The organism is Mesorhizobium sp. J8 (assembly GCF_016591715.1).
In the GTDB taxonomy this organism is placed as follows: domain Bacteria; phylum Pseudomonadota; class Alphaproteobacteria; order Rhizobiales; family Rhizobiaceae; genus Mesorhizobium.
In genome coordinates this window covers 1494069-1517791 of record NZ_AP024109.1, presented here as the reverse complement: position 1 = coordinate 1517791, position 23723 = coordinate 1494069, and the positions used below count along the sequence as shown (strand labels likewise).

Annotated in this window: 23 protein-coding genes; 15 read left to right on the top strand and 8 right to left on the bottom strand. The window is 60.6% G+C overall.

Annotated features, from left to right (window positions below):
* Positions 1-20: 20 nt before the first annotated feature.
* On the top strand, positions 21-1508 hold the full coding sequence (gene rpoN / locus MJ8_RS06915; protein WP_201413696.1) for an RNA polymerase factor sigma-54: 1488 nt from the start codon (positions 21-23) through the stop codon (positions 1506-1508).
* Between the two features lie 515 nt (positions 1509-2023).
* Here rpoN and MJ8_RS06910 read toward each other — a convergent pair.
* The 8 genes from MJ8_RS06910 to MJ8_RS06875 all read right to left on the bottom strand — a co-directional run bounded on the left by MJ8_RS06910 (position 2024) and on the right by MJ8_RS06875 (position 10783).
* Positions 2024-2575, bottom strand: coding sequence for a hypothetical protein (locus tag MJ8_RS06910; protein ID WP_201413695.1), 552 nt, complete (start codon positions 2573-2575; stop codon positions 2024-2026).
* A gap of 853 nt (positions 2576-3428) precedes the next feature.
* Positions 3429-4082, bottom strand: a complete 654-nt coding sequence (locus tag MJ8_RS06905) for a nitrogen fixation protein NifQ (RefSeq protein ID WP_201413694.1) — start codon at positions 4080-4082, stop codon at positions 3429-3431.
* Between the two features lie 25 nt (positions 4083-4107).
* On the bottom strand, positions 4108-5160 hold the full coding sequence (locus MJ8_RS06900) for an LLM class flavin-dependent oxidoreductase (protein ID WP_201413693.1): 1053 nt from the start codon (positions 5158-5160) through the stop codon (positions 4108-4110).
* 314 nt (positions 5161-5474) lie between these two features.
* Positions 5475-7076 carry an SDR family oxidoreductase gene (locus MJ8_RS06895; protein WP_201413692.1) on the bottom strand — a complete coding sequence of 534 codons (1602 nt, stop codon included), beginning with the start codon at positions 7074-7076 and terminating at the stop codon, positions 5475-5477.
* A 211-nt stretch (positions 7077-7287) separates the two neighbouring features.
* A complete protein-coding gene (locus tag MJ8_RS06890) occupies positions 7288-7875 on the bottom strand; it encodes a nuclear transport factor 2 family protein (protein ID WP_201413691.1) in 588 nt (195 codons plus the stop codon).
* A gap of 216 nt (positions 7876-8091) precedes the next feature.
* On the bottom strand, positions 8092-8301 hold the full coding sequence (locus MJ8_RS06885; RefSeq protein WP_201413690.1) for a ferredoxin: 210 nt from the start codon (positions 8299-8301) through the stop codon (positions 8092-8094).
* Positions 8302-8347: 46 nt separating this feature from the next.
* Positions 8348-9565 (bottom strand): cytochrome P450, encoded by a 1218-nt coding sequence (locus MJ8_RS06880; RefSeq protein WP_201413689.1) that lies wholly within the window; start codon positions 9563-9565, stop codon positions 8348-8350.
* Positions 9566-9721: 156 nt separating this feature from the next.
* The gene (locus tag MJ8_RS06875) at positions 9722-10783 is read right to left on the bottom strand and encodes a hemin-degrading factor (RefSeq protein ID WP_201413688.1); all 1062 of its coding nucleotides are present in this window, start codon (positions 10781-10783) and stop codon (positions 9722-9724) included.
* A gap of 596 nt (positions 10784-11379) precedes the next feature.
* Here MJ8_RS06875 and MJ8_RS06870 point away from each other — a divergent pair.
* The 14 genes from MJ8_RS06870 (at position 11380) to MJ8_RS06805 (ending at position 23723) form a co-directional block, all read left to right on the top strand.
* A complete protein-coding gene (locus MJ8_RS06870; RefSeq protein ID WP_201413687.1) occupies positions 11380-11700 on the top strand; it encodes a HesB/IscA family protein in 321 nt (106 codons plus the stop codon).
* A 15-nt stretch (positions 11701-11715) separates the two neighbouring features.
* Entirely contained in the window at positions 11716-12933 is a 1218-nt protein-coding gene (gene nifS, locus MJ8_RS06865) for a cysteine desulfurase NifS (RefSeq protein ID WP_201413686.1), read from the top strand.
* The gene (nifV, locus tag MJ8_RS06860) at positions 12930-14138 is read left to right on the top strand and encodes a homocitrate synthase (protein WP_201413685.1); all 1209 of its coding nucleotides are present in this window, start codon (positions 12930-12932) and stop codon (positions 14136-14138) included. Before nifS ends, nifV begins: the two co-directional genes overlap by 4 nt.
* Entirely contained in the window at positions 14135-14515 is a 381-nt protein-coding gene (gene nifW / locus MJ8_RS06855) for a nitrogenase stabilizing/protective protein NifW (RefSeq protein WP_201413684.1), read from the top strand. Before nifV ends, nifW begins: the two co-directional genes overlap by 4 nt.
* Positions 14516-14700: 185 nt before the next feature.
* The gene (locus tag MJ8_RS06850; protein WP_201413683.1) at positions 14701-15552 is read left to right on the top strand and encodes an electron transfer flavoprotein subunit beta/FixA family protein; all 852 of its coding nucleotides are present in this window, start codon (positions 14701-14703) and stop codon (positions 15550-15552) included.
* A 15-nt stretch (positions 15553-15567) separates the two neighbouring features.
* Positions 15568-16677, top strand: coding sequence for an electron transfer flavoprotein subunit alpha/FixB family protein (locus tag MJ8_RS06845; RefSeq protein ID WP_201413682.1), 1110 nt, complete (start codon positions 15568-15570; stop codon positions 16675-16677).
* Positions 16678-16687: 10 nt separating this feature from the next.
* Positions 16688-17995: an FAD-binding protein gene (locus MJ8_RS06840; RefSeq protein WP_201413681.1), complete on the top strand. Its 1308-nt coding sequence runs from the start codon at positions 16688-16690 to the stop codon at positions 17993-17995.
* A 12-nt stretch (positions 17996-18007) separates the two neighbouring features.
* Entirely contained in the window at positions 18008-18301 is a 294-nt protein-coding gene (locus tag MJ8_RS06835; protein WP_201413680.1) for a ferredoxin family protein, read from the top strand.
* 168 nt (positions 18302-18469) lie between these two features.
* Positions 18470-20227, top strand: coding sequence for a nif-specific transcriptional activator NifA (nifA, locus tag MJ8_RS06830; protein WP_201413679.1), 1758 nt, complete (start codon positions 18470-18472; stop codon positions 20225-20227).
* A 227-nt stretch (positions 20228-20454) separates the two neighbouring features.
* Positions 20455-21936, top strand: coding sequence for a nitrogenase cofactor biosynthesis protein NifB (gene nifB / locus MJ8_RS06825; RefSeq protein WP_201413678.1), 1482 nt, complete (start codon positions 20455-20457; stop codon positions 21934-21936).
* Between the two features lie 33 nt (positions 21937-21969).
* A complete protein-coding gene (locus MJ8_RS06820) occupies positions 21970-22164 on the top strand; it encodes a 4Fe-4S dicluster domain-containing protein (protein WP_201413677.1) in 195 nt (64 codons plus the stop codon).
* A 99-nt stretch (positions 22165-22263) separates the two neighbouring features.
* A complete protein-coding gene (locus MJ8_RS06815) occupies positions 22264-22590 on the top strand; it encodes a nitrogen fixation protein NifZ (protein ID WP_201415332.1) in 327 nt (108 codons plus the stop codon).
* On the top strand, positions 22587-22799 hold the full coding sequence (gene nifT / locus MJ8_RS06810; protein ID WP_201413676.1) for a putative nitrogen fixation protein NifT: 213 nt from the start codon (positions 22587-22589) through the stop codon (positions 22797-22799). The genes MJ8_RS06815 and nifT overlap by 4 nt, the downstream gene beginning before the upstream one ends.
* 39 nt (positions 22800-22838) lie before the next feature.
* Positions 22839-23723 carry an SIR2 family protein gene (locus tag MJ8_RS06805; RefSeq protein WP_201413675.1) on the top strand — a complete coding sequence of 295 codons (885 nt, stop codon included), beginning with the start codon at positions 22839-22841 and terminating at the stop codon, positions 23721-23723.

Sequence of the window (23723 nt, the reverse complement as noted above, 5' to 3'; positions counted from 1 at the left end):
ATAGGAGTTTCGCGCTCAACATGCTGTCCTCGGCAAGGCTGCTTCAACGCCAGAAGCAATCAATGGTGGCATCGCCTCAGCTCATTGAGTCGATTCGCCTGCTGCAACTGGCTCGCGCCGAGCTGCATCAATTCGTGGAGCAGGAACTCGAGAAGAATCCGCTTTTGGAGCCTGCTTCAAACGACGGCGAGGCTCTTGGCGATGTTTTGCCGAACTCAGGAGAGGATCAGTACACCGGCGCAAGCGAAAACGTCACTGTTAAGCCTACGAGCGCGGAGTCCCCCGAGCGGCTCGGGGAATGGAAGTCGCTGCGCAACACGACGAATGTCCCCGAGGGTGGTCGGCCTGCCCTGGACGAGTTCGCCGCCTGCATAGAAACACTGCATGACCATGTCGCTCGTCAGATCGCGCTGACCGCATTCACACCACAGGAGCGGCTGATTGCCGGCGAGCTTGCCGCTCATCTAGAGGACACCGGCTATCTTCGGGTAGATCTTCTGGAACTCGCCGGCAGAGTAGGTGCGCGGGAAACGGATGTGGAACGGGTTCTCGCAACCTTGCAGCACTTTGATCCGCCGGGAATTTTTGCGCGCACCCTCGGCGAATGTCTCGAGATCCAGTTGCGCCAGCGAGACCGGTTCGACCCGGCGATGGCCGCTTTGGTTGCCAATCTTGAGAAGCTTGCGCGACGCGATTTTCAGGCATTGAAGCAGCGCTGCTGCGTCGACGAAGACGATCTTCTCGAGATGTTGCATGAAATCCGTGCGCTCGATCCCAAGCCTGGAAACCGCTTCCAATCTGGAGCGCCGGAAACCATTGTACCCGACGTGTGGGTCACGCCCTCGCCCGGAGGTGGATGGCAGGTCGAACTTGACCCGGACGCGCTGCCCAAGGTTTTGATCAACCAAACCTACTATGCGGAAGTCTCGCGACACACGGCGCAGAATTCGAAAGACCAAGCGTTTCTGAACGAATGCCTGCAAAATGCGAACTGGTTGATCCGCAGCCTCGATCAGCGTGCCAAGACGATTCTTAAGGTTGCGACTGAAATCGTGCGCCAACAGGATGCCTTCTTGGAACACGGCGTCGCGCATCTGCGGCCTCTCAATCTCAGGACTGTCGCTGAGGCGATCAACGTGCACGAGTCGACGGTGAGCCGGGTGACCTCGAACAAGTATATGCTCACGCCACGCGGTGTATTCGAACTGAAGTATTTTTTCACGGTGGCGATTGCCTCCTGCCAAGGCGGTGACGCGCACTCCGCCGAAGCCGTCCGGCACCAGATCAAGTCGATAGTTGCTCAAGAGTCGCCTCGTGACGTGCTCTCCGATGATGACATCGCCGTCCGGCTGAAGGAAACCGGCATCAATGTTGCGCGCCGCACCGTCACAAAATATCGCGAAGCGATGAATATCCCCTCCTCCGTGCAACGGCGCCGGGAAAAACGCCTACTGCTCAATGGCGATCAAGCCTGGCCGCCTCATACCGCTGACGAACGCGGCTCTTAATCCAAAGCGATCCCGTTCTTGATCCGTGCGAGGCAGCTTTTGCCTTCCTCCGGGCTACTTGCGGTCGAATTGATCGAGCCCGTCACCCCCAATGTTATGACCGGTTCTTCGCGTTCCCAAACGACCGGTTGAAGTCGCGGCAATTTCTCTTCATGTGACGGCAACGGGACTGTGGCGCGATCCCTATGCGACGAACGGCGATCTCAGCACGAAGTACTACGACCGCTGGAGCGAGTGGGCAGAGAATCGTAGTGGCGGCGGCGGGAATTCCTGAGGTTTGACTCGTCCGGAAATTCCAAATGGCGCGGCCCGCGGAATACCCCTCAAACACCCTGCGAGCGGGGACTTCTAGCGCAGCAATTGAATTTCCCTTCGGTTCGCTAACAGGCTGCTCGACCAAACCTCGCCAAGGCAGAGCGCCAGCTTGCTTCCGCACCGCAGGCGGCCTGCCTGTGTCAGTCGCCCGCGACAACGCCCTTCACCGCCGCACGATCGCCGGAACGTGGTATGCGGCACTATCGGAAGCAACCTGATCGAGTGCCGGGGCGGCGAGAAAACGCTACCGTCGCCATGCCTCCCACCATGCCGCGAATTCTGCTGGCCTGACCGCCGGCGGGCTGCTCGGCGATAGTGGGTGTGCCGATCTCGCGCAGGTGCGCGCGCTGCGTCGCCGTCAGGTAGAAGCTCTCATTAGGGCGGTACGAGTCGAGGAACGCGCGGTTGTAGCCGACCGGCTTGCGCGCCTCGGGTGGCCTGCGGACGTAAGCCTGAATCCCGGCGCCGGACTCGGAGAGCGGCAGGACGGCTTCCGCCTGCGCCTCGGCGCGCTCGGCAGCTGTGCCGGCGGCGGCCTGCGCTGGCGGCAGGCGATAGCGTGCCCAGCGGCCTTCGCCTTCCATGACTAGGCGTTGGTGATCGACAAGGTATTTGAGACGGTATTGCAGGGTGCGGCGCGGCGGCGGTTCTTGCAGCGAATCGATAATCTGCTGTGCCGTTGCCCCGCCCTGATGGCGGTGCACGGCTTCCTCAATCGCCTGCAGTTCCGTATCCAGAATACGCCTTGCCACGCAGACTCCTGTTTTGTTGCGCGTAACGCGCCTATGCGCAATTTTAAACGTATTTATGCGCAATATTCAAGGTTATGCGCAACTATCACCCTTATGCGCAACTATATTTGCGAGCAGGCCTTTTCTTGCGCATAGGGAGGCCGGAACAAGAGCAGTTCGAAATCAAACGGCCGATCGAATGCCACGGAACCACTCGCAAAATCCTGGAGCTGTGTCCCTCGATGCCTGCTTCCAGCCCCATGCGATGCTGGGCGGAAGCGAATGGGATGATTACGGGTGCTCACCCATTTTCCGTTACTCCAGAACGCTTTGAGAAGTGGCCATGAAGGGGCCTCGGCCGTATTTGACGAGGGAGGTTGATGTCTTCCGACAACCGGATCGTCGTTCGCAGTTTACCCACCAATTCCCGGGCCCCGCCTGCCCCGAACGATACTGCAACCTCGGAACCCGTTGGCGTTTCGCTGTGTCGTTCACAATCACTGGGAAGCGTCGAGCGAGGAGCGTCAGTGCCGCCAAATGATCTCCACGCCCGCCGTGCGTCGAGCAAGGGCTGCGACGGCAGGAAGCGAGGGAGCGCGCCCTTAACAGCGCCGTAGCGACCGAGCGACCGGTTTACAAGCAATCCTCGCTCGGATCGTTTTCGCCGCCCTCGAACGCTGCAGTGAGAGGCCACGGTCCCTGGCGATCCAGTTGGTCGCTCTCTCAACATTCTTGTCCTGCCCCTGACACAAGAACGGCCTCCGATACAAGAACGTCTCGACCTGAGCCGAACTTAGCCCGCTCACCGCGATCAGGCGTTGAACATCCCCTCCTTTGTGAAGCGCCAAGAAAAGCGGCCCATAGCCAGTGGCGATCAAGATTGGCCGCCTCGTGGCGCCGAGGAAAGCGCCTCTTGATCCAATGCAAGTCCGTTCTTAATCCGTGCGAGGCGACTTTCGCCTGCCTCCGGACCGAAGCAGCTTTCGAAATCATCGCATTCCCGGCAACTCGGCGCGGTGCATAGCGAAAAACCTTCGGCCTCGCAGAGCTTGCGGTAAAAATACTTCTTCCATTTCATGTTTTGGATGTTTCCGGCCGCCAGCGTCGGAAAATGCGTGGCAAGCAGGCGGCTGAGTTCGGTGCGATTGAAAAGCCCAAGGTCCTGCCAGAGATGGTTGTTGCGCATGGCACGCCGGGCGATGATCTTTGCGAAGCGGACACTTGCCAGGTCGCCCGGCCGGGCGTGCGCCAGGAGCAGCTCGCGCAGAAGTTTTTGCTCCGGGTCCGGTTCGGGCTCGCCCACCTCTTCCAGGGCGAACGCGTTGATGGGGACAGCAGCGAAGCTGACGGCCAGGAGGTCGCGCAGCTCGGCGCGCGAAAGACCGGTTGCTTCCGTCGCCGTCGCCTCGCCCGCCTCGACCTCCTTGAGCGCACACGAAAGCACGCAGGAAAGCACATGCTGGTCAAACGCCTGGTCGATTGGCGGCGATTGGCTAATGCTGTGGCGGCCAGCGTGGTGGGCGAACATGGGTGCCATTCTCCTGGTCTGTCCTTCAACCCGCCTGATGAGCGAGCGACTTGTTGACTGCTGGGATGATCTTGTCCCCCCACAGCTCGATCTGGCGCAGCATCGTCTGTTGGTCGAAATCCCCCAACTGGGTCTGAACTGCGATCTGGTCCGGTTTCAAGATATCGATCTCTTCCAATAGGCGATCGATCACGCGGTTCACGCTACCGATCGGGAGGTTCCGGCGCATGGTCTCGAATGAAAGATCCTGCTGCGTCGGCGTCTCCTTTAACAGGTAGCCGTCAAGGCTCTGCTGGCGCCGCTGATGCAGTGCTTCAGACAACCGGCGCTGGAAGCGGGCATTGTCGAGATAGCTGTTTATCTCTGCCTCGTCGTCGCTGGCATAGCAGCAACGCAAAAGAGATATCTTGGTGTCCGTCACATTCTTGCCTTCGGCAGCCGCCGCCTTCTCGATTGCTTCGCGCAGCGTGCTCAAAGCCTCCAAACCGTTGTGGAATGCAGTGACAAAAAGATTGTGTCCCTCACGGTAGGCCCGAGCCATGCGCGCGGGCCCGCCGACGATCCAGATCGGCGGGGTCGGCTTCTGGACGGCGCGCACCGAAATCGCCGTTGAGGGAATGTTCTCATACGGGCCGGCGTGCTCGAAAATGCTTTGGTTGAGGCCCTTCAGAAGGATGTCCAAGTATTCCGAAAAGACCGCCGGCGCCTCGTCGATGTTGACGCCGAAGCGCTCGAACTCGAATTGCTGGTATCCCGCGCCGACGCCGAGTTCGAGACGGCCGTTCGCAACAATGTCGGCGAAGCCGATCTCGGAAAGCAGGCGCTGCGGTTGATAAAGCGGCAGCACGCACACAGCTGTGCCGAGACGAATGGTGCTCGTCATGCCGGCGCAATGTGCCACCATCATCAAGGGCGAGGGGATGAGGCTGTAGTTGTTGAAGTGGTGCTCTGCGAACCACGCGGTATCGAAGCCGGCCTGCTCCGAAACGATGGCCTGTTCGACTGAGTTGCGGATAACGCTCTCGCAAGGCTGATGATAGCCGCGTTGGGCGGCCAGGATAAAGGTCGCGAATTCCATGGTGTTTCCTTGTTTGACAGAAGGAGTTTGCCGATCAGGGAATGTGCTGAGCGCGCACCAGGCCAGGCCTGGTTGTCGATCCAGCTCCCACGGCGGCGGGTGGCCCGGAGGGAAACCGCGCCGCATTCGCCGGTTGCAGGTGCATGGAGCGGGTGGAACTGGTTCGACGGCGATGAGGGCGGGCGTTTTCGCCACCGCCGAAGATACATCTTCGGACGCGGCAGTGCGGGCGCGGCGCGGCAGCCGGACCCTCAAGCCTTGGACGCCCTCGGCTTCGAAGAGCCGCAGTCTCTCGCCTGGCGAAAAATCTACGGTCAGCACGCGGTCCGCGCAAAATAATCGTTATTGAGTTCGTTGGCATTTCCCACGTCGCCGAAAGAGGTCCAGCCGCCGTCGACGTAGAGAATGGAGCCGTTGACGTATGAGGCGGCAGACGAAGCCAGGAAGAATGCGGCGTCAGCAACGTCCTCCGGCTGCCCCATCCCGCCCATGGGGATGCGCTGTCCGATCTTTGTCGTGTCGATGCGTCCGACCTTGGCCAACTGGGCAATGCCAGGCGTGCATATGTAGCCAGACGCGATGGTGGCTGTCCGAATTCCGACCGGCCCGAGTTCGGCCGCCAGACATCGCGTCAGAATGTCCAATCCCGCCTGGGAAGCACCGTGGGCATGGCGCGGCGCGAACGGCAGGAAGCTGTCGATCGATGTCATGTTGAGGATCACGCCGCCAGGGTGCATCGCCTTGATCGCCTCGCGCGCGCAGCTGAAGGTGCCGGCAAGATTGACGTCGAGGACGTGTTCGATGTGTTCCGGTATTTGTTCTATCCCCAACAACATAGTTTCGGCGATGGAAGCACCGTTGACGAGCACATCGACGCGCCCGAAGCGCGCCTGCAAATCCTCGAATAGCGCCACCACCTCGCTCTCGACGGCCACGTCCAGGCATTTGGCCGGGTGCATGCCGCGCAGCCATGTGGCGAGCTCTGCCGCTGCAGCGCCATCTTTATCAGCAACCACAACGGTATCGCCATTTGCGGCAAAACGGCGAACGATGGCCGCGCCTATGCCGCTCGCGCCTCCCGTGACGAGCACGATCCGCGCATCGGTGCATTCGGTCGGACAGCAGAGTTCGGCTTGGGGCGTCTCATCGACCGGCGGGTGCGCATCCCCCGGGTTGTTGAACGACATCCAGCCTCCGTCGACAGCCAGCACCGAACCGGTGATGTAGCGCGCCTGCGTGCTTGCCAGAAAACGCACGGCGAGGGCGATCTCGTCGGGGCGCGCCAAGCGCCCCAGCGGCACGCGGCGGCGCACCGCCGCGAGGTCCACTTTGCCCGCGCGTTCCAGTTCCGCCATCATCGGCGTGCGCACAGGGCCCGGCGCTACCGCCGTCACGCGAATGCCTCGACAAGCCCACTCGCATGCAAGCGACTTCGTCAACGAGATCAGGCCCGCTTTCGAGGCAGCATAGGCGTTGCGCTTGGGATTGCTGACGATCCCCGATATCGAGGCGACATTAACGATGACACCGCCCGGCCTCATGCGCCTCGCCGCTTCACGCGCCATGACGAACGGTCCAATCAAATTTACTGCCAGAGCGAGGCGGAAGGCATCGACACCGGTATCGATGGTCGCAGACATGGTGGGTCCTATCGCGGCGTTGTTGATGAGGACGTTGATCTGGGTGAACTGTGCTTCGAGGCGACCGTGAAGCGCGAGGACATCCTCCTCCCGCGAGACGTCGCATTCGAGCCCGACGTGCGGGTGGCCGAGACGGCGGGCCAGTTCAATGACGCCGCTGCCAGGAAGGTCCACCGCAATGACGGTGTCACCATCCCTGGCAAGAATTTCGGCCAGGGCACGGCCGATCCCGCCGGCGGCGCCCGTAATGATGACGATGCGTCCTGTCTGCATCATGAACACTTCCCCTGCTGTTCCTTCAGCGATCTCAGCCCATCAATTTTGAGCGGCAAAATGATGCGTCGCGCTAAAGCAGCGAGTCCTGGCGACGGTCAGTGCAGGCCTGGATAGACGGCGCGATTGCTCACGCCGTGGCGGGTAGATCAGACCATCCTATTGCCGCACCCTTTCGCCAGGATCGCTGTGGCGTTGCAAAGTTGTCGTAGCCTTACTCCTCACCGCCAAACGCGGCTCTCTCGTTCGAACTCTCTAAAGAGGCATGGCGAGGTGGAATGCGACGATTGCCGAGCGTGTAAATCGGATCATCCGGATGCGGTGCTCCAATCGGCTGTCTCGGGCCGAACCGTTCGGCCTCAACGACTGCTGGTGGGATCTGCTCCGCGAGCCAATCGTAGACCACAGTCCGTTCGGCAATTCGCCACTCTCCTTCCCTCTTCTGAAACAGATCGCAGTAACGGCCGCACAACAGCGTCTGGCGCACTTCTCCGTCTTGGTCCGGTCCCCGCTGCAGCGCGGTGAAATAGCTCTCGACCGCAGCCTCTGCCGAGCTGACGAAATCGATCAGGATGTTGGTGATATGGTGGATGTTACGGGGTCCGGTCTTGAAGACACCAAGCGCAAACTGGATGAAGCCCTCTGCCGGGCCGCGATAGGCCCCGTGATTGTCGTGCGCATCGGGCCAGTATGCGCTGCGCAGCGCCGCCTCATCGGCGCGGTCTATCCCGCGGCAGTACCGATAGAGGCAGTCGCGGATCGCCTCACGGTCGACTAGTTCGGTAAGTTTCGTCTGGTCCATCGGCTCTGCTGCAAAGTTACGTGATTGGAAGACGTGTTTCGCGAAGTGCCGCGCCGGCGTTTGCCATCCTGGGAAGCACCTTGGTGCCGCAGGCACCTCGCTGCGCAGTTGGATGAGGACGGTGGTGGGGCGAAAACCGCGTGCCGTTCCTTCCAGTATGCGGCCACATGGTCGATCCCTTTCATGTCCGCCGAACTCGGTGGAGCGACGTCCCATTCAACCCGTGCTGCTGGGTTCACCGTCAATTTCAAGTGCACGTTCGGGGCAGGATCGCACGCCTCGCGATGCGGTTAGTTCCTCCCCTTCCACCACTTGAATGTTGCCAGGCAGGATGTAGCCCGCGTCATCGAGCTTGAAGATGTGTGGAGCGTGCGCCGCGCATCTGGCGTGACCCTGGCATTTGGCGTTTTGGACAATGATGCGCATGGCGCTGGCTCCGTTGTCTTTGCCTCGGTTTGTGGCGGAGGCTTGGTCAGGACCAATCCAGGATCAGATTTTCGATCCCGAACACATGGCCGCCAGAGGTGATAGGTGCCGTGCCGTTCTTGATGCGGAAGGCCGGAATGCGCGACAGCCACTCCTCCAGACCAATGACGATCTCGCGCCGGGCAAGGTGCGAGCCAAGGCAACGGTGTGGACCATAGCCAAAGGTGGCATGGCGGTTGTCCTCTCGCGCCAGATCGACGGTGTTGGGACATTCGAATTCCGTCGGATCGCGATTGGCGATCATCGTGGCGCAGGAGACATAGTCTCCCTTGCGGATCGGCGCTCCTTCGAAGTCGATGTCCTTCGTTGCCACGCGGATCAACTGAACGGTCGGATAGGCGCGCAGCAATTCTTCGGCCGCGAGGACGATCCGGTTCGGCTCGCTGCGAAGCAGTTCCTGATCCTTAAGGTTGCGTGCGAGATAGGCCAGGTCAAAGCCAATGGCTGCTGCAACAGTATCGAGCCCGGCGACGAAAACAAGCACGCCGACGCCCCGTACTTCCTGTTTGGTCAGGCGGCGACCCTCGACCTGCGCCTGCACGATGAAGGTCATGAAATCATCAACCAGGTCCTCGCGGCGGGCGGCCGCAAGTTCGTCAATGAACGAGACGATCGTGCGGGCCGCGGGCGGCCGTTTCGTATCGTCGCCGTGGAGTAGATCTCTTGCCCATCCGACAAATGTGTCGATCCGGTCATCCGGCAGACCCAGGAGATGAAGGAAGATGTGGACGGTGAACGGAAAGGCGAAATCCTTCATGACGTCGCAGCTTGTGCCGGATGCCGCGATCCCGTCGATGAGCCTGATTGCCCGCTCGCGAACCGCCGGCTCCAATACCGACACCCGCTTTGGCGAAAGCAGGGGATTGAGCAGTGAGCGAAAGGCGCCATGGGAAGGAGGATCGAGTTCAAGCGGGATCATCGGCCAGCTTTCGCCCAGTGCGGAGGCAAAGATATTGCGATGGCTGGAAAAGGTTTCGGTGTCCTGCAGCACCCGGCGCTGGTCGCTGGCTCGGGTGATCACCCAGGTACCTCTGCCATCGCGCGTGTTGAGGGGCGAATAAAAGATCGGCGGCCCGGCATGGACGCAAGCGACTGCTGCGTGAGGATCCCCATTGGGAGTGGGTGACATGCCGGGCGAAGTAAACAGGCTGAAGTCCCTCACCATTTCGGGCGGGACATGGTCTGGGACTGGATTTTTCGCCATTTGGCTTCTCCTGAATGTCAGGCAGCGCTCGATTGAGATTGTGCGACCGGTCATAAGGTCGATTGCCAGCGCCCGGTAAGTCCCGGCTCACGCGCGTTGTGATTGCACTGCGCGATGCAGCGGACATGTGAGCAGCGCGCAAGAGATCGGTCGCACTCATGCGGCGGTCGGAGCCGAAATGCGTGGCAAGGTTTCGGCCAGAAAGCGCCAGTCCTCGCGCTCGCCCTTGCCTTCATGGCGCTTGCCAAAGAACTGGATGATCATCTTGCCATCGGCGCCGTAGGCTTCGAGCGAAGTGACATGACCGTCCTTGGTCGGCTTGCGAACGGCCCAGACCTCGCGGATGTGATGGGTGCCGAGATGCAGGTGGAAGGTCTCGTCGAGCACATTGATCCATGGGCCGATTGTTTTGGCCGGCTTGATTGGACCGGAATGGATCTGGATGCAGCCACGATTGCCGACGAAGCACATAATCGGCATCTCGTCTTCGGCCGCCTGCTCAAACATGTCGCCAATGGCATCCTTATCGAGGGCCCAGGCGTAATCCTCGCCGACCATACGAATCGCCTGGCAGCGGCTGAGTTTCAGCGCCTTCAACATGCCGAAGAACTGATGCACGTCAGTCAGCTGGCTCCAGCACTCGCGTAGATCCTCCACCGTGGCGGCTTGGTCCGGAAGCTCTACGTCATCGTCGGCCGCGCTCGCCTCGAGCGCCACGATCGGCTCCTGGTTCGAGGATTCCAGCTCAGCCACTAGCTTCTGATAAGCATGGAGGTTTGAGGCGGGCCCGAGTTGCACCTTGTGTATCGCCTTGCCGTCGGCATCAAAGAATTGCAGGCTGCGGCTGATATCTTTGCCCTGGCGCTTCTCGACGGCAAATCCACACGCCCAAACTTTAGGGAAGATACGCAAGTCGATGTCGTTGCCGAGTACCAGGGCATGCTTCTTGCCGGTGACCACTTTGTCGTAGACGCCGATCTTCTTGTGCGCTGCACTTTCATTGCGGGTCAGCGCCACCACCTCGCCGACCGTTCCCAGGCCGGCCAGTAGATCGTTTACGCGCGGCTCGACACGAACCGCGCCGAAACCGCAATGCGCGGCGACCAGTTCCGCTTCCGAAACGCCCAGTCGGGCGGCGAGCTCGTGTTCACGGATCTTCGGATTGTCTTCCTGCGCCCGCCGGATTTCGTGCGGCGACGGTTTCTCGCGCTGGTTCATGAACTGTCCCTGCATCCACCTACTTGTCGAGGAGCAGCCGCCCTGCCGCCCAGAGAGTTGACAGACCGCGCATACTCGATGCCGACCTCGTGCTCTGCCAGGAACCGCATGTTGCTGGAGAGCCGTGCGCGGTCCCCGTCGAAAACCGGGCGGGCCATCTGAGCAGCAAGGTCCGATTCCACCGGCGAAGAGCGGTTCTGGCGCACACCTGACATGTTGCTTTCCTTGCTTCGCTTTCCTTGGTTTGTCTCATCGATCGCGAGGGCAGCATGATTGTCGTCTCGGCATTTCTCGCCGCATCGCCAATAGGCGTTTCAAAAGTCGTGCCAATTCGCCTGAACAAGCGCGGAAAAAATGTTCTCCACACTCGTCATTGATTTACGTGAGATTTCAGTGAGAGCCGGGCCGGACACTTTATGTGACGTACTCGACAAACCCGACAGTACGTGTCGGTTGCCCGACGTGCTTTCTGCAATGGCCCGCAAGATTGATAGCGGTTCTAGAGGGATCGCGCCGTGTTGAAGCGGTTCTTTCCTTTGGCACGGTTCGTGCGACGTGACCCGCAAAGATCGTCACGGACTGAGGAGAATCTCGCCATGATCACGCTCACCGACAACGCTGTAGCCGCCGTCAAGACCGCTCTTTCCCGCGCCAGCGAGCCGGCGGAGGGCTTTCGCATTATGGTCCAGACCGGCGGCTGCGCCGGCTTTAAATACATAATGGGCCTGGAGAGTGTCTCGCGCGAGGGCGATGTGATCACCGAGACAGACGGGGTCAAGCTGTTTGTGGACGCAGACTCCCAACCGCATGTCGCCGGCATGACCGTCGATTTCGTCACCGGGCTCGATTCGTCCGGCTTTGTCTTCGACAACCCCAACGCGCGCGAGAAGTGCGGCTGCGGCAAGTCCTTCAGCTGACTGAGGACCTTAGGCATGAGGCCTGTCTACCTCGACAACAACGCAACGACACGGGTCGATCCAGACGTTGTGAAATCGATGTTGCCGTTCCTTACGGATCAATTCGGCAACCCTTCGTCTGCGCACGCTTTTGGCGACTCAGTTTGTGCGGCGATGAAAAAGGCGAGGCGGCAGTTGCAAGCGCTGATCGGCGCGCAGTTCGACGATGAGATCATCTTCACCTCGGGTGGGACAGAAAGCGACAACGCGGCAATTCTTTCGGCGCTTGAGGCCACGCCCAACCGAACCGAGATCGTGACCTCCGCGGTCGAGCATCCCGCCGTGCTGACGCTGTGCGCGCATCTTGAGCAGACTCGCCGCCTCAAGGTCCACAGGATCCCGGTGGATCGTAGCGGCCGGCTTGACCTCGACGCCTACAAGGCAGCGCTGACTCCCCACGTGGCGATCGTCTCGATAATGTGGGCGAACAACGAGACCGGTACGATCTTTCCCGTGGCCAGGCTTGCCGAGTTGGCCAAGGAAAGCGGCGCACTTTTCCACACCGATGCGGTGCAGGCGGTTGGCAAACTTCCCATGGACCTGAAATCGACCGCTATCGACATGCTGTCGCTCTCGGCTCACAAGCTTCATGGCCCCAAAGGGATCGGCGCACTTTGGATAAAGCGTGGCGTGCATTTCAGCTCGATGATCAAGGGCGGACACCAACAGCGCGACCGGCGTGCCGGCACCGAGAACACACCCGGCATAGTCGGGCTCGGCATGGCAGCCGAACTCGCCTTAAAATTCATGGAAGACACGGCCACACGGGTAAAATCGCTGCGCGATCGCCTGGAGGACGGCATCCTCCAGAGTATCCCAAACACCTATGTCACGGGCGATCCCGTGGAGCGGTTGCCAAACACCGCAAACATCTCCTTTGAACATACCGAAAGCGATGGCATCCCACATCTGCTGAGCCGCCTGGGCATAGCCTGTTCCTCCGGCTCGGCCTGCACCTCCGGCTCAATGGAACCAAGCCATGTTCTCAGCGCGATGAAATCGCCACACGGGGCGGTCCGCTTCTCGTTTGCGCGCGACAACAGCGAAGCGGACGTCGACCGGGTGCTTCAGGTCATGCCCGCAATCGTGGAGAAGCTACGTGGCTCTCCCCCTTGTGGGTCGCGTGGGCGAAGTCCTGAAGAGGCTCGATCCGGTCTATGCCTAAGCGGCAGCAGAACAGGCTGCCATTCATGAGCCGTGATGTCTTTCTCAACGACACGACCTTGCGCGACGGCGAGCAGGCGCCCGGTGTCGCCTTTACGACGGCGGAAAAGCTGGAGCTCGCCGAGTCCCTCGCGGCCGCCGGCGTTCCAGAGATCGAGATCGGCACGCCGATCATGGGCACCGAGGAGATCGAAACAATTCGCGCCGCGGTCGCAAGGCGTCTCCCAGTTCGGCTCATGGCCTGGTGCCGGATGAAGGCGCGGGATCTCGACGCAGCGATCGAGAGCGGCGTCGAGGCCGTCAATCTGTCGCTGCCTGCATCCGACATCCAACTTGCCGCCAAACTCGGCCTCGATCAGGCGGGAGCGCTCCAGCTCATCGAGGATATGGTGAAGCGGGCAGTCGCTGCCGGCTTCTTCGTCGCTGTGGGCTGCGAGGATGCCTCGCGGGCGGATGGGGATCATCTTGCCCGCGTGATCGAAACGGCGGCGCGCGCTGGCGCGAGCCGCGTCAGGCTGGCCGATACGGTCGGCATTCTCGACCCGTTTTCGACTTTCGAACTCGTCGCCCAGCTCGTGGCGAAGTCCGAAATCGACCTCGAATTTCATGCGCACAACGATCTCGGCCTTGCTGGCGCCAACACGTTGGCTGCAATCCGCGCAGGCGCGCGCCATGCCTCCGTCACCGTGCTTGGGCTCGGCGAGCGTGCGGGCAATGCCGCTCTGGAAGAAGTGGCGGCCGCGATGGCCGTCATCGACGGCGCGGATACCGGCATCGAGCTGACCGCATTGCCCGATCTCGCCGCCCAGGTGGCCTGGGCCGCGCGCCGGCAGACTGCCGCGAGTAAGCCCGTCGTCGGCGCAGATGTTTTCACCCACGAATCCGGCACTCACGTCGCAGGGCTGCTGAAGGACTCGCACGCCTACCAGGGGCTCGACCCGACACTCGTAGGCCGCTGCCAGCGTATCGTCATCGGTAAGCATTCCGGCGCCACCGCGATTGCCCGTGTGCTGAGCGAAAGCGGTCGCGATCTCGACCCGGACCTGGCAGCCGCGATGGTTGCTCGCGTCCGCCGCAAGGCGGCTGAGACCAAATCGGTCGTGACAGCAAGCCAACTGGTCGAGCTCCACGATGGAATGTGCAGCGAGGCACGGCTCGCAAATCTCGCCGGTCCAGGTCAGCTGGTCGACGAACGCGCCGACACGACGGTTGTCCGATCAGGGAGAATGCGATGAATTGTTCCGCTGACAGCCGCCCCATCGACGTTACCGACATTCTCGCGCGACTTAAGGGCTTGTCGGCCGCGGAGGAGTTCTTCGCGCTCCTTGGGGTTTCCTACGATCCGAAGGTACTAAATGTCTCCCGGCTTCACATCATGAAGCGCGTGGGCCAATACCTTGCCGAAGAAGATTTATCCGATCTGCCCGACCAGGTGGTCGCCGCGCGGGTGCGCGCCACGCTTGAACGCGCCTATGAGGACTTCGCGACTTCCTCGCCGCTCACGCACCGGATCTTCAAGGTGCTCAAGGACCACGATCCGAAAAAGCCCGCCACGCCGGGCCGCACCTTCGTCCCGTTGGAGTCCGTACTAAAGCGGTTCCCAACAGAATGAATGCGACATGGTTGAGACGTGACAATGTCGAGAAGCCGACAAATCCGGTCACCATGAACGCGCGGTTAGAAGGAACCGAACAAATCTTCAGGAATAGGAGGACGCAAAACAGTTGGCACGAAAGATGCTGCCAACGAAGTCGATTGCCAGGTCCGTATCCCGACAGAAGCCCGGAGAGATCGCCAATGCACATCGTAGTCTGCATCAAGCAGGTGCCAGACTCGGCACAGATACGGGTCCATCCCGTGACGAACACGATCATGCGCCAGGGTGTGCCGACCATCATCAACCCTTACGACCTATTCGCCCTCGAACAAGCACTCAGCCTGCGCGACGCTTACGGCGGCGAGGTCACCGTGCTCACGATGGGGCCGCCCATGGCAGAGGACGCGCTGCGCAAGGCGCTCGGTTACGGCGCCGACCGCGCGGTTCTGCTGACCGACCGCTATTTTGCCGGCTCCGACACACTGGCGACCTCCTTCGCTCTTTCCCAGGCGATCGCGAAGGTCGGCGAGACGTTCGGAGCGCCAGACATCGTCTTCACCGGCAAGCAGACCATCGATGGCGACACCGCCCAGGTCGGGCCCGGCATCGCCAAGCGCCTCGATCTGTTGCAACTCACCTATGTCGCGAAGATTCCTTCCGTTGATCTCGATGCGCGCGAGATCAAGGTCGAGCGCCGCTGTGAGGGCGGCACGCAGATGCTGAAGAGCAGGCTGCCTTGTCTCATCACCATGCTGGAAGGAACCAACGAGATCCGTCGCGGCTCGCTCGAGGACGCGCTGTGCGCCGCGCGCAGTCAGGTCTTGAAATGGAGTGCGGCCGACGCCGGCATTGATGATCTCACCAGATGCGGCCTGCGCGGTTCGCCGACGGTCGTCAAGCGCGTCTTCGCCCCGACTGCGCGAGCGGAAAAAGCAGCGCTCATCGAGACCGCCGAGATGACCTTGCGCGATCTCGCTGACGAACTCATCGGCGCAATTCTAACCCGCCAGCCAGCGCTAGAACAGGAGCTCGCCTTCAACGGCGGCGCGTGACGGCAAGGAGAGACGATGTCGAACGCGAATCGAGAAGCCCCTCGCCCTAACGCCGGCCGTGCCGGCACAAAGAAGGAACTGCCCGAGCATTTCAAAGACTACCGCCACGTCTGGGTATTTATCGAGCTCGAGCGCGGCCAGGTCCATCCCGTATCATTCGAACTGCTCGGCGAAGGCCGCAAGCTCGCCGACAAGCTTGGCGTCGCGCTTGCGGGGATTGTGCTCGGCCCCCCGGGAGAGACCACGCAGTCTGCGGTGGCCGAAGCCTTCGCTTACGGCGCCGATCTTGTCTACATCGTCGAGGCGCCGATCCTTGTCGATTATCGGAACGAGCCTTTTACCAAGGCGATGACCGAGCTGGTCGATACCTACAAACCCGAAATTCTGCTTCTCGGGGCGACCACACTCGGCAGGGATCTTGCCGGTTCGGTGGCGACGACCTTGAAGACAGGGCTCACGGCAGATTGCACCGAACTCGATGTCGATGCCGATGGTTCGCTCGCCGCGACCCGTCCGACTTTCGGTGGTTCCTTGTTGTGCACGATCTATACACTCAATTACCGGCCGCAGATGGCGACGGTGCGACCGCGGGTCATGGCCATGCCACAGCGGGCTGATACGCCGATCGGGCGTGTTATCAAGCACAAGCTGTCGATGGCCGAGGAGGAGATCGTTACCAAAGTCCTCGGCTTCCTGCCCGACAGCCAGTCGGCAAAGGCAAATCTTGCCTATGCCGACGTTGTGGTTGCGGGGGGACTCGGCCTAGGCGGGGCGGAAAACCTGCAGCTTGTGAAGGATCTCGCGCGAGCAATTGGCGCCGAGCATGGCTGTTCGCGCCCATTGGTCCAGAAGGGCTGGCTTTCGGCTGATCGGCAGATCGGCCAAACCGGCAAGACCATCCGGCCGAAGCTTTACATAGCGGCCGGAATTTCCGGCGCCATCCAGCACCGGGTTGGCGTCGAAGGAGCGGATCTGATCGTTGCCATCAACACCGACCCAAAGGCGCCGATTTTCGATTTTGCCCATCTCGGGATCGTCACCGACGCGATCCGCTTCCTGCCTGCACTGACGGAAGCCTTCACGCGGCGCCTGTCGCCCCACAGTCGCGATAAGCTTGCGAGCTAGGGATCTGGTCATGATCGAAGAAAAATTCGACGCTATTGTTGTTGGGGCTGGTATGTCCGGCAACGCTGCTGCTTACACCATGGCAAGCCACGGCCTGAAGGTGCTGCAGTTGGAGCGGGGTGAATATGCGGGCTCCAAGAATGTTCAGGGTGCAATCATGTACGCGAACATGCTGGAGAAGATCATCCCGGACTTCCGGGACGATGCGCCTCTCGAGCGGCATTTGGTTGAACAGCGGCTTTGGGTGATGGACGACACATCCCACACCGGGATTCATTACCGGTCGGACGACTTCAATGAGGCCAAGCCGAACCGCTATACGATCATCCGCGCCCAGTTCGACAAATGGTTTTCGCGTAAGGTGCGCGAAGCCGGCGCGACGGTTCTGTGCGAGACGACTGTGACGGAACTCATCCGCGATGCCAAGGACAAGGTGGTCGGCGTCCGCACCGACCGGACCGGCGGAGAGATTTTCGCGGACGTTGTCGTTCTCGCAGAAGGTGTGTCCGGGCTGCTTGGCACACGGGCCGGGCTTCGCGAAATGCCGAAGCCGAAATCCGTGGCGCTCGCCGTCAAGGAAATGCATTTCCTGCCTGAAGAGGTCATCGAGCAGCGGTTCGGCCTCAAGGCCGGTGAAGGCTGCGTGATCGAGGCCGTTGGTACAATCTCCCGCGGCATGGCCGGGCTCGGCTTCGTTTACACCAACAAGGAATCGATTTCGCTTGGCATCGGCTGCCTCGTTTCGGATTTCGCTGCGACGATGGAGAGCCCATACGTCCTTCTCGATGCGTTAAAGAGCCATCCTTCGATCCGGCCGCTGATCGCCGGCTCGGAAGTGAAAGAGTATGCCGCGCATCTCATTCCCGAAGGCGGCTACAAGGCGATTCCGCAGCTGTTTGGCGACGGTTGGGTGGTGGTCGGCGATGCCGCGCAATTGAATAACGCCGTTCACCGCGAGGGTTCCAACCTCGCGATGACCTCCGGGCGCATCGCCGCCGAAGCGATCATGCAGCTCAAGAGCCGCATGCGTCCAATGACCAGGCAGAACCTTGTCCTATATAAGATCATGCTGGACAACTCCTTTGTGATCAAAGACCTGAAGAAATACAAGGACCTGCCGGCTCTGCTCCACACCAATTCCCGAAATTTCTTCACGACCTACCCGCAGTTGATGTCACAGGCGGCTCAGAACTTCATGCGGGTCGACGGCACCCCTAAGATCGATAAGGAAAAGGCGAGCACTGCTGCCTTCATCAAGGCGCGTTCGCGCTGGGGGCTGCTGAGCGACGCGGTCCGTCTGGTGTTCGCCTGGCGCTAAAGGAGAGACGAGATGACGATCGCAGCGTCGCGTATTGAGGAGAAGCTCTTCCAGAACCGCTATCTGGTCGATTCGGGACGCGCGCATATCAAAGTGCGACCGCACGAGAAGCCGAGCGCCAACCTGCGCGCGTTGACCCGCGTCTGCCCGGCCCAATGTTATGAATTGAACGACAAGGGCCAAGTGGAGATCACCGCCGACGGCTGCATGGAGTGCGGCACCTGCCGGGTACTGTGCGAAGCAAGTGGTGAGATCGAGTGGAATTATCCGCGCGGCGGCTTCGGCGTCCTCTTCAAGTTCGGATGACCTGCGCCCGCTCGCGACGTTGCCACAGCGTGCCGTCACCTGCAGTTGCCGCAATTGCAGCCTGACAATTTGCAATTGAACGGGGGCTCGTTAATACTGGGGTCTCGCGACTCGAAAAATAGGAAGGCGCTTTGGGAGGAGCACCCCTGCAGCCCCTGAGGTGTTTTCATGGCTCAAGTAATGCGGGATCGGGTGGATGAGACAGGGTTTCGCAACACCTGGCCACCGATCAAAACCATGAACGGGGCGAACATCCCGCTCAGGGGAATCTACGAGATATCTGAGATCCTCACCGCCCCCACGCGGCTGGAGATCACACTTGCCAATGTGGTGAACATTCTCTCCTCGTTTGTGCAAATGCGTCGGGCAGCAATGGTCGTCCTGGACGCGGACGGAAAGCCGGAGATTGCCGCAAATGCCGGCAGCAACCACGCGCCTCAATCAGCTCAGAGCCGCGTCATACCGCAGGCCGTGGTAGACCGGATCGTCGCCACGGGGGCGCCGCTCGTCATACACGATGTCAGCAAGTCGGAACTATTTCAGGCAGACTTTCAAAAAGCTTCAAGCGCCGCCACCGTGCCGGTTACCTTTATCGGCGTGCCAGTAGAGGGTGAGGATGAAATCCTCGGTACGTTGTCGATCGATCGTGTCGGGGACGGCGCCAGCACGCGTTGCGAGGAAGACGTACGCTTCCTGACGATGGTCGCCAACCTTGTCGGCCGGACCATCCGCCTGCACCGCCTTCTGGGCACAGATCGTCAGCGGCTTGTCGAGGAGCAACGCAGACCGGAGAAATCGCTCGACGAGCAGGGAACCCGCCCTGCCCGGAATTCGCATATCAAAATCGACGGCATCATCGGGGAAAGTCCCGCGCTCAAGCAGGTGCTTGAAACCGTCAAGGTCGTCGCAAAGACCAACTCCACCGTGCTGTTGCGGGGTGAAAGCGGCACCGGCAAGGAATTCTTTGCACAGGCCATCCATAAGCTCTCGCCGCGCAGTAAGAAGGCTTTCGTCAAACTGAACTGCGCCGCGCTGCCTGAAAGCGTTCTGGAGTCGGAGCTGTTTGGGCATGAGAAGGGCGCCTTCACCGGGGCTGTCTCGCAGCGCGCCGGCCGTTTCGAATTGGCAAATGGCGGAACCCTGCTCCTTGATGAGATCGGCGAGATTTCGCCTGCCTTTCAAGCTAAGCTGTTGCGCGTCTTGCAGGAAGGCGAGTTGGAGCGCGTCGGCGGCACCAGGACGCTAACGGTTGACGTCCGGCTGATATGCGCCACCAACAAGGACCTCGAGACGGCTGTCGTGAACGGAGAATTCAGGGCGGACCTTTACTATCGCATCAATGTGGTGCCAATCATGCTGCCCCCGCTCAGAGAGCGACCCGGCGATATTCCACGCCTTGCGAAGGCCTTCCTCGAGCGATTCAATTTGGAGAACCACCGCGAGCTCGCTTTCGCGCCGTCGGCGCTTGACCTGATCTCGCAATGCTACTTCCCCGGTAATGTTCGTGAGCTTGAAAACTGCGTGCGAAGGACGGCCACGCTTGCGCGTTCAAGCACCGTCTCCACTTCAGATTTCGCCTGCCAAAATAGCCAGTGCCTATCCTCCCTCCTTTGGAAAGGCGCCGACCGTTCGAGAGGCAGCAGTGCCAGCGATGAGTTCGGCCACAACAGGATGCCGGTTGCATCGCCACTGCAGGCAAAGCCCATCGGCGCCTCCGAGGGTGAGGTGGTGCCCGTCAATGGCCACGGTCCGAACGATGCGTCTTGGCGCCCAACAGGCATGCGTGTGACCGATCGCGACCGGCTGATCGACGCGATGCAGAAGGCCGGCTGGGTTCAAGCCAAGGCTGGTCGTATCCTCGGCCTCACGCCGCGGCAAGTGGGCTATGCCTTGCGTCGGCATGGCATCGAGGTGAAGAAGTTCTGAACCCAACTGCGTCGTCGAACGTCAGGGTCTTCTCGCTCTGTATGAATGAGACATGGTGCCTTTGAGACGCCACTCGCCTGTTCAAGTCGGAAGCCCGACAAATTGTGACGTAACGAACAGACGGAATCGCACATGAAAGCCGACATTTTGAACTGAAACCGCCTTTTTGAGCTGGCCCGACTTTTGCGCTTTGAACTGCGACGTCCACCCACGAACGGAGCCGTTCAATGTCCCTACCGACGATTTCGCTTGATAGTTTGGTCAGCACCAAGTCCTACGAACAATTGCTGGCAACCGCGAAATCCGGCGGATGCGCGTCTTCATCCTGCGGCTCGTCCGCAAAGCCGGACGAGATGGACTCCGCTGTCTGGGAGAAGATCAAGGACCACCCATGCTATTCGGAAGAGGCGCACCATTATTTCGCGCGCATGCATGTGGCGGTCGCGCCAGCCTGCAACATCCAGTGCAACTACTGCAATCGTAAATATGACTGCGCCAATGAAAGCCGGCCCGGGGTCGTCTCGGAAAAGCTGACCCCAGATCAGGCGCTACGCAAGGTGATCGCGGTCGCCAACGAAGTTCCCCAGCTTTCCGTGCTCGGCATCGCCGGACCTGGCGACGCCTGTTTTGACTGGAAGAAGACGAAGGCAACGTTCGAACGCGTAGCGAGGGAAATTCCAGACATCAGGCTGTGCCTCTCCACCAACGGGCTCGCGCTGCCGGATCATGTTGACGAGCTTGCCGACATGAATGTCGATCACGTGACAATCACCATAAACATGGTCGACCCCGCAATTGGTGCAAAGATCCATCCCTGGATCTTCTACAACCATCGCCGCCACACCGGCATTGACGCTGCCAGGATCCTGCACAAGCGGCAGATGTTGGGCCTCGAGATGCTGACCGCGCGCGGCATCCTCACCAAGATCAATTCGGTGATGATCCCCAGCGTCAACGACGAACATCTGGTCGAGGTCAATAGATGGATCAAGGAGCGCGGCGCGTTCCTGCACAACGTCATGCCGCTGATTTCCGACCCGGCGCACGGTACGCATTTCGGCCTGACCGGGCAGCGCGGCCCGACGGCGTTGGAACTGAAGACGCTTCAGGACCGCCTCGAAGGTGGCGCCAAGCTGATGCGCCATTGCCGGCAGTGCCGGGCAGATGCTGTCGGCCTGCTTGGCGAGGACCGTGGCCAGGAGTTCACCACCGACCGGATTTCGGACGACATCGCCTACGACGCCAGCAAGCGCGAGGCTTATCGAGAGGTGGTTACGCGCGAGCGCGGCGACCACGTGGCAGCCAAGAGCGATGCGGTCGGGACGCTCAAGGCAACGGGTTCGGGCAAATCACTCGTGATCGCTGTGGCGACCAGGGGCGGCGGCCGGATCAACGAACATTTCGGCCATTCGAAGGAATTCCAGGTTTATGAGGCGTCTCAGAGGGGAATCAGCTTCATCGGCCATCGCAACGTCGAGCAGTATTGCCTCGGCGGCCGGGGCGCGGATGCCGCCCTCGACAGCGTCATAACTGCGCTCGACGGCATCGACATCGTGCTGTGCGCCAAGATCGGAGATTGCCCCAAGGATCGGCTCGCGGAAGCTGGAATCCGGGCAACGGACGCTTATGGCTACGACTACATCGAGACCGCTATCAGCGCGCTTTATGCCGCCGAGTTTGGAAGCGAACCACTGGCGGCGACGGCTTGAGCGTCTCGTCCCAACCGAATCAGGAGTTGAGAAATGGCCTTCAAGATCATCGCCTCCCAGTGCACTCAATGCGGTGCCTGCGAATTCGAATGTCCCTCCAGCGCAATCAAATTCAAGGGCGAGGCCTACGTGATCGATCCGGAGCAGTGCACCGAATGCAAGGATGCCTTCGATACCCAGCAATGCGCCTCGGTATGCCCGGTGCCGAAGACCTGCGTTCCCGCCTGACCTGCAGTCGTGCAAGCGGCACTTTGGGGGTCGCTTCCGGAGGACGCAATGATGACCTCCTTGTCGACAAACTGCAGCCGCGAGAAAGGAAGGACCGGGATGGGCCTCGGACGCGAACAGGATGTCGAGATCCGCGAGCCTCCACGATTTGTGCCAGGCGAGCGGGTGCGTGCCACACGCCACATAAAGAATGATGGCACCTATCCAGGTCGCGAGATTGGCGCAAACCTCGTGCGGAAGGGCGATGAAGGCTATGTGCGCGACATAGGCACGTTTCTCCAGCAGTTCTACATCTATGCGGTCGAATGGTTTGATCGCGGCACGGTCGTTGGCATGCGCGCCCACGAACTGATCAGCCTCGACAAATCCGTGACGACGGCAGCGCCGAAATCACTTGTGGACACCAATAAGGAAACAGCCCGATGAAGGTAATGATCCGCAGGACCGACGCCGGCCTATCGGCGTACGTTCCCAAAAAGGATCTCGAGGAGCCCATCATCAGCGTCGAGAGTGAAGACCTATGGGGCGGGTCCATAACCCTCAGGAACGGGTGGCGGCTGGTCTTGCCGGACCTTCCGCGTGAAACGCCTCTGCCGATCACCGTCGAGGCGAGGAAGATTTCCGACGAAGACTGACGCTGCAGGTCGGAACATGACCATCAACGGGGCAAGAGCATGAACACAATGCCGAGCTTGGACCATCTCTTGATCAACCGCGACAGTCATGCCGCAAAACAGCTGAACATGCTGAAGAAAGCGCTCTGCGCCGACGAGATCGTGCCCTATCTCGGACCGGGTCTCCTGTGCCTAGGGCCTGCCGAACCACTTGTACCGCACACGCCAGAAGGCGTCGCCGCAGCACTCAACGCGCGAGCGCCAGCTCCTTCCAAGATCCGCGCCAATATGTGGTCGGTCGCCCAATTCATAGAGCAGCGCCGGCATCGCCGGACGCTTCAGGCTTGGATGGCTGAGATATTCGCAGGGCCGGTGGCGCCGACCGTCTTCCATGCCTGGCTCGCAACGCTGCCGCTCTCCCTCATCGTCGACAGCTGGTACGACGGCGCCATGCGCGCGGCCCTCGCAAAGACTGGTCGAACGGATGTCGTCGAGATTCAAGGCGTTACGCGGGCGCATGCAATCAGCGACGCTTGGTCGAAAACTTACGATTTGTTCGGTACCGAACTCCAACTTGGATCGGTGGCGACGACGGTTCTTTATTCGCCGCATGGCAGTATCGAGCCGGCCGCAAACTTCCTCGTCGCAGACTCCGATTATGTCGAGGCGCTAACTGAAATCGATATCCAGACGCCGATCCCGCCAGTCGTGAGGGAACGGCGTACCAAGCGCGGATTTTTCTTCTTTGGCTGCCGCTTCGACGATCAGATGCTGCGTACCTACGCCCGACAAGTCATGAAGCGCTCAAGCGGCCCACACTTTGCGGTCATGGATTCGGCAACGCTCACCAAGAATGAACGCCGTTTCCTTGGAGCAAGCGCAATCACGGTCATTGACATGCCGGCAGCCGAAGCCGCGGCTAGGCTTGTCGGAGCAGGCGTTTAG